This is a genomic window from Streptomyces silvae (genome assembly GCF_016745505.1).
GTDB lineage: Bacteria > Actinomycetota > Actinomycetes > Streptomycetales > Streptomycetaceae > Streptomyces > Streptomyces silvae.
In genome coordinates this window covers 1-5,453 of sequence record NZ_JAERUC010000065.1, presented here as the reverse complement: position 1 = coordinate 5,453, position 5,453 = coordinate 1, and the positions used below count along the sequence as shown (strand labels likewise).

Annotated in this window: 5 protein-coding genes; 3 read left to right on the top strand and 2 right to left on the bottom strand. The window is 69.1% G+C overall.

The annotated features are described in order from the left end of the window. Positions 1-252 precede the first annotated feature (252 nt). Complete coding sequence (locus tag JKV81_RS08540; protein ID WP_129264036.1) at positions 253-828, top strand: TetR family transcriptional regulator; 576 nt, start codon at positions 253-255, stop codon at positions 826-828. A gap of 57 nt (positions 829-885) precedes the next feature. Here the strand turns inward: JKV81_RS08540 and JKV81_RS08535 are convergent, their stop codons facing one another. Both JKV81_RS08535 and JKV81_RS08530 read right to left on the bottom strand, forming a co-directional pair. After that, a complete protein-coding gene (locus JKV81_RS08535) occupies positions 886-1,608 on the bottom strand; it encodes a ScbR family autoregulator-binding transcription factor (RefSeq protein ID WP_129264034.1) in 723 nt (240 codons plus the stop codon). Positions 1,609-1,788: 180 nt separating this feature from the next. Further along, positions 1,789-2,568 carry a response regulator transcription factor gene (locus JKV81_RS08530; RefSeq protein WP_099177744.1) on the bottom strand — a complete coding sequence of 260 codons (780 nt, stop codon included), beginning with the start codon at positions 2,566-2,568 and terminating at the stop codon, positions 1,789-1,791. Positions 2,569-3,114: 546 nt separating this feature from the next. Between JKV81_RS08530 and JKV81_RS08525 the strand changes: the two genes are divergently transcribed. Beyond that, positions 3,115-4,104 (top strand): ScbA/BarX family gamma-butyrolactone biosynthesis protein, encoded by a 990-nt coding sequence (locus JKV81_RS08525; RefSeq protein ID WP_202075304.1) that lies wholly within the window; start codon positions 3,115-3,117, stop codon positions 4,102-4,104. Positions 4,105-4,139: 35 nt separating this feature from the next. Further along, entirely contained in the window at positions 4,140-5,168 is a 1,029-nt protein-coding gene (locus JKV81_RS08520) for an NAD-dependent epimerase/dehydratase family protein (protein ID WP_307820503.1), read from the top strand. Positions 5,169-5,453 lie beyond the last annotated feature (285 nt).

Below are 5,453 nucleotides of genomic sequence, written 5' to 3'. Positions count from 1 at the left end.
GGGGGCTGTCGAACGGGCAGGGTGGTTTGTTTTCAGTTCTAGTACTCATGTGGTCGTTCTCGGTCAATCCGGATCAAATATGGATTCTTGAGGGAAATTGTCAGGTTTGGCTGGTCGGCGGCTGAATCGAGTCCTGTCAGAGGGTGGTACAAGATACCGGCAGACTTGTATGATTCCGATTAGGCAGCGGCGCCGGTAGGTTTCCCCTGACCTTTTCGGGTGCCGAATCGAGGAAGAGGCAGGCGCAGGCCCATGTACAAGCGGTCCGAGCAGACCCGTGAGGCTCTCGTCAGTGCTGCGGCGGAGCTCATAGCCACCGGACGGTTCGCCGATGCCGGCCTGGTGAACATCTGCCGGGTGGCCGGGGTGAGCAGGGGGGCGCTCTACCACCACTTCACGTCGATCGCGGAGCTCGTGGCCGAGGTGTACGCCCAGGCGCGCGAGCGGGCGACCGTGCTGGTGGAGGACTCCTTCGCGGGGTCGGCCGCCGATGCCCCCGCCCGGTTCAGCGTCGCTCTCGGGGCGGCCATGGCCAAGGACCAGCTCATCTGCGCCGGAATGGGCCTGGGCGCCGACGGTACGGACAGCGCGCCGCGGCTGCGTGACGAAGTGCTGGGCATGGTCCGTGACCGGATCGTCGAGGACGCCCGGGGCGGCGCGGCCCCCGACGCGCTGGCGGATCTGGCCGTCGTCGTCACCGCCGGGCTGGAGTCCCTGGGGTACACCGACAGCGGGTGGTGGGACCCGCGGCAGACCGAGCGGCTCTGGGGTGTGCTGAGGCCCCTGTTCGCCGAGGCCCATGAAGTCGGGTCCACCGCCGATCAGTAGCGCCGGCTGATCCGGGGTCAGGGGCAGGCGGAGTGAGTAGCGCCGGCTGATCCGGGGTCAGGAACGGGCGGAGCTCGTCGCCGGGGCGGGGCTCCTCAGCGGGGCGGGACTCCCTGCCGGCTCCCCGGTCCGCTCCAACTCCGGCTTCGGAGTCGGTTCCGGCTTCGGTGTCGATTCAGGGGCGGGGGTGATCCGCAGGTGGCTGATCATGCCCGGGTTGGCCAGCCCCGGCAGCAGGAAACGCCACATCGTGCTGACGCGCTCCGGCAGATCGCGTCGGTTGGTGTACATCTGCGACATCACCTGCATCCCGGTGAACGCGCCGATGATGATCGAGGTGGCCTCCACCAGATCCACGCCCGGCAGGATCTCGCCCTGCTGTTGTGCCTGTTGCAGCAGTTCGTTTATGGCCGAGCCCGACTGCTCGTACGGCGTGGTCACGGGGCGGGGGAAGGACGTCTGCTCGACGGCCAGGCGCACGCTCGCCCGCAGCACCGGGTCGCGCTGGAGGCGGAACGCGAACTCGAAGGTGAGGTCGATGACCGACTGGAGCTTCACCTGACGGTCCGGGACGACCAGCGCCTCGTCGTGCGCGGCCAGCAGGGCTACGGCGATGGCTTCCTTGGAGGGGAAGTGGTGGTACAGCGCGCCCCTGGTCAGGCCGGTGCTCGCGAGGATCTCGTTGGTGCTCGCGGCGTCGAAGCCGCGGGCGTCGAACACCCGGGCGGCGGCTTCCAGGATCGAGAGTCGCGACCTTGTCCCGCGTTCCTGCTTACCCATCCCGGATCCTTGCGCTCGCCACCACGGATATCAAACCGACTTGTCTGCATCCTATGACGAAGCCCGCACGGCGTCATTACCTGGGGGCGCACCTTCCGGAAAGTGGTGGTTCCCGCGAGTGCCGAGGGCGCCGGGTCCGCGGTCGCGCCGCCCCCGGTGCCCCGGCCCCGCCGGGGCATCTCAGGGGTGCCCGAGGCGGAAGCCGACCCCCCGGACGGTGATGATCCAACTGCTCGACCCCAACTTCCCCCGCAGGCTGCTGACATGGGTGTCGATCGTGCGGCCCCGCTGCGACCAGGTGTCCTCCCAGACCTGAGTCATCAGCTGGCGTCTGGAGATCACCGCCCCCGGCTGGGAGGCGAGCAGGTGCAGGAGGTCGAACTCCTTGCGGGTCAGGTCCACCTGGCGCCCGTCCAGCGTGGCCTCGCGGGTGGTGGCGTCGATCCGGAGCGGGCCGTGGTCGACGGTCCTCGCGATCTCCTGGCGGGGACGCGACCGGCGCATCACCGCCTCGATCCTGGCCAGCAGTTCACGGAATCCGTAGGGCTTGACCATGTAGTCGTCCGAGCCGGCCTGGAGTCCCAGCACCCGGTCGAGTTCGCTGCCGCGCGCGGTCACGGTGATGATCGGGGTGTCGCTGACGGCCCGGATCCCGCGGCAGACCTCCAGGCCGTCCAGATCGGGGAGGTCGAGGTCGAGCAGGATCAGGTCGGCCTGGTGGTGGCCCTGTAACGCCTTGCCGCCGGTGGCCACGCTCTCGGCGTCGTAACCCTGTCTGAGCAGGGCCTGGACGAGGGTGTCGGCGGCACGTTCCTCGTTCTCGACGACCAGGACACGCAGTACGTCACGTTCTCCGGCAGAGGGTGGATGAGGCAGGGCTGAGGCGCGGTGGGGCTGGGAAACCAAAGGGCGATGCTGAGTGGTCCGGGGTTCGAGTAGATCTGAGGCCTGCCGGTTCATCTGCTCCTCCTGAGGCACAGGCGTGACATCACGGACTGCTGAATGCTCACGCCTACCGAAGATAGCAAACAGACTTGTCTGATTGTCAACGGACGACAAGGCGGGCCGTGTTGCTCGTGAATCCACCGAAGTGACCTGCGATGACGCTGAATTTGTGGTGACTTGGGCGGTGATTCGCGAGGCCCGGCCGGGGCTGCCCGCGTGCGCTCAATGGGCCTGATCAGAGGAGTTATCAGGCTGACTTGCCTGTTTTTCGGGTGGGGGTGCCGGAGGGGTTCCGGGTGACTGAATGTCCGGCGTACGTGTTGTGTATGTCACCAGGAGTCCACTTTGGGGCGAAGTGGGTGGTCGTGCTTCCGCTTGCGGGTGGCCGGATGGCTGCTCGGTACATATGAATCCGACGGCGCGCAGACCAAGTTTTTACTTGCAATTACGAACCGACCTGTCTGTATCTTGGGGCCAGCAACGAATCGTCGGCCACGGGGGTGGCTGCCGGCGTCCGGCTTGCTCACCCCTGTCCAGAGACATAGATCGGGAGTGCCACGCATGCCGTCCCTTGCCTCAGCACCGTACGAGCCCAGCAGGAACATCGTCTTAACGCCGCGTCCCGCCGCGCCCATCCCCGAGCTCACCACGACCGTGCCGCGCCAGTACGTACACCGCGCCTCCGTCTCCGAGGTGCTGCTCACCGGGTGGGAGGCAGTCGCCGACAGCGCCGCCGGCGTGGCCGAATCGTTCGTCGTACGGGCCCAGTGGCCCCGTGGGCACTCCCTCTTCTCGCAGGTCGCCGGGTATCAGGACCCCATGCTGCTGATCGAGTCGGTCCGCCAGATCGGATCGCTGCTGTCCCACGCCGAGTTCGGGGCGCCCTTCGGCCACCAGTTCCTGATGTGGGACATGTCGTTCGCCACCACCGAGGAGATGCTCGTCGCCGGCCCCGCGCCGACCGAGGTGGAACTGCACACGGTCTGCAGCGATGTGGTCCGCAGAGGAAGATCGCTCAGCAGCATGCGGTACGACGTCACCGCCGTCGTCGACGGAGTGGCCCTGGCCACCGGGCGCGCCGGGTTCAGCTGCACGAGCCCCGCCGTCCACCGGCGGCTGCGCGGCGACCGCCCCACCAGCACCGGTTACGTCCCGGGCCGCCCGATCGACCCGGCACGCGTCGGGCGCAACGGGGCCGGGCACGTGGTCCTGGCCGACGACGGCACGGGTGCCGGAGCGCACCGGTGGGAGCTGCGCGTCGACACCACGCACCCGATCTTCTTCGACCACCCGGTCGACCATGTCCCGGGCATGGTGCTGCTGGAGGCGGCCCGGCAGGCCGCGCACGCCTCCACCGGGCTGCCCGACGCGCTCGTCGTCGCCCTCGACAGCGTCTTCACCCGCTACGTCGAACTCGACACGCCGTGTCTGATCGAGGCGGCCCCGGGCCTTCCCGACGCCTCCGGCAACGTCCGAGTGACGGTGCAGGGCATCCAGGAGGGCCGGGCCGTCTACTCCGCCGAGCTCGTCCTGCGGCCCCGCGACTGCTGAAGCCCGCCCTCGTCGAGCCGACTGGAGAGTGCCGCGTGCACACCACCATGATCACCGGGGCGACCGGCTTCATCGGCCGCCACGTCGTCGAGGAAGCCCGCACCAGGGAGATCCCCCTCCGGCTGATGTCCCGCCACCGCCCGCCGGCCATGACGACGGGGCCGGCCGCCCCGGGGGATGCCGGCCCCGGGAGCGCGGTCAGGAGGAACGCCGGCCCGGGGAACACCGAGTCGGGGAACCCCCTCACCGCGACCGTCCCCGCGCAAGGCGTCGTCGCCGACCTCGCCCGGCCGGAGACCCTCCGCGGTGCCTGTGACGGCGTGGACGTCCTGCTGCACTGCGCCTCGCAGATCGGGGGCCCGGCCGACGTCAACGAGGCGGTCAACGCACGGGGGACCGCCGCCCTGGTCGCGGAGGCCCGGCGGGCGGGGGTGCGGCGCATCGTCTATCTCAGCACCGCTTCCGTGTACGGCCGCGGGACCTTCCGGAGCGCCCGCGCCGAGACCCTCGACCGCCACCCGGGTTCGGTGACGTCCAGGACCCGGGCCGCCGCCGAGGACGCCGTACGGGAGGCGGGAGGGATCGTGCTCCGCCCCCATCTGGTGTACGGCGTGGGGGACATCTGGGTGGTCCCCGCGCTGGCCCGGCTGCTGCTGGCGCTGTCCGGCGCCTCGGCGGGATGGAACGCCCGTATGTCGGCCGTCTCCGCTCCCGAACTGGCCCGGCTGGTCCTGGGCGTGGGGTCCGCGCCGGCCGGGAGCCTCACCGCGTCCGTCTACCATGCCGCCCATCCGCGGCCCGTCACCGCGGCGGAGCTGCTGAGTGCCGTCGCCGACTGCATGGGCCTCCCCGCGCCGCGCCGGGAGCTGACGGTGGCGCAGGTGCGGGAGCGGCTCGTCGCCGCGAACCTGCCGCAGCTCGCGCTGGACATGCTGGCCACCGATCACTGGTTCGACAGTGCCGCGCTCTGGTCCGATCTGGCCCGTGTTCCGGGCCCCGGATTCGCCGTTGATTTCGCGGAAACACGGGAGTGGTACGGAAATACGGTCCGGGCGGCGGTCTGAATCGACACCGTCCTTCCGGGGTGCGGCGGCCGGTCCGGCTGCCGCACCCGTCATTTTTCCGGAACGGCCCAGGTCGTCGGAGAGTTTTGACGGGCGCCTGACCATTTCCTGCCCGTCTCTCGACACAGCTGGGCGAGTCCTGGGAATGTGCACCCAGTTCTGTAACCGGATGTGTTGAACAGGTGCCCGAGGATCGAACAGTCTGGTGACTCCGAGCGAGTCAGGAGACGTTCATCGTGCGTAAAGTGCTCATCGCCAACCGTGGTGAAATCGCTGTTCGTGTTG

Bases quoted from the DNA above. Each gene is read 5' to 3' on its own strand.
- JKV81_RS08540 (WP_129264036.1), top strand. From the start codon at position 253: ATGTACAAGCGGTCCGAGCAGACCCGTGAGGCTCTCGTCAGTGCTGCG.
- JKV81_RS08535 (WP_129264034.1), bottom strand. From the start codon at position 1,608: ATGGGTAAGCAGGAACGCGGGACAAGGTCGCGACTCTCGATCCTGGAA.
- JKV81_RS08530 (WP_099177744.1), bottom strand. From the start codon at position 2,568: ATGAACCGGCAGGCCTCAGATCTACTCGAACCCCGGACCACTCAGCAT.
- JKV81_RS08525 (WP_202075304.1), top strand. From the start codon at position 3,115: ATGCCGTCCCTTGCCTCAGCACCGTACGAGCCCAGCAGGAACATCGTC.